The sequence below is a fragment of the Vreelandella olivaria genome (assembly GCF_023507745.1).
In the GTDB taxonomy this organism is placed as follows: Bacteria; Pseudomonadota; Gammaproteobacteria; order Pseudomonadales; family Halomonadaceae; genus Vreelandella; species Vreelandella olivaria_A.
Window position 1 is genome coordinate 1 of record NZ_JALPZO010000080.1, and the last position, 606, is coordinate 606.

1 protein-coding gene is annotated in these 606 nt (G+C 57.3%); it reads right to left on the bottom strand.

Annotation, left to right across the window (positions count from 1 at the left end):
- Positions 1 to 484: hypothetical protein (locus HP566_RS06765; RefSeq protein ID WP_249976504.1), on the bottom strand; the 484-nt coding region annotated here is incomplete at its 3' end.
- Positions 485 to 606 lie beyond the last annotated feature (122 nt).

The following is a 606-nucleotide window of genomic DNA, read 5'->3' on the forward strand; positions in this document are numbered from 1 at the left end:
TAATATCCAGCCGGTAGCCATCAATGGTCCAGCCGCCACCGAAGATGATATTGTTGAACTCGGAGAGCCGGGGGTGGGCATCGGTGCGCAGGTGGGGCTGACGAGCGACCCGCTCTTCCCCCCCGGCGGTGGTGTCCAGGTGCTCGAATTGGCCCTCCTCTTCATTGAAGCGCATACGCACCAGATGAATACGCTCCTGCTCTTGGGTGGTCCATTGGTAACGCTCAATGGCGATATCGATCTCCACCCCATCGTGCAGGGCGTAGAGGTACTCGCCGGTCTCCGGGTCCTGGCCAGTGATCGGCGAGAACAGCAGGGAGAGGGTGTTTTTCCCCTGCCGCAGATTCATGCCGATATTGGGCGAATAGTCCGCGTAGGCCACTCGATGATTATCGCGCACAAAGATATCATTGACCCGCAGCGACCAGGCCGCTTCCCGGGTGTGAATATGAGAATAGTAAAGGTACTCGGAATTATTGGCCATTGCCGTTCCTTGCCAGACGATCATTGTCAGAAGTGCGAACATCAGGGGTCTTAGTACGCTTGCCATTCGGTTACCTCGGGTGCCCATATCGGAAAATTCCTGCCTTGGGGGGGTGTCTCGGG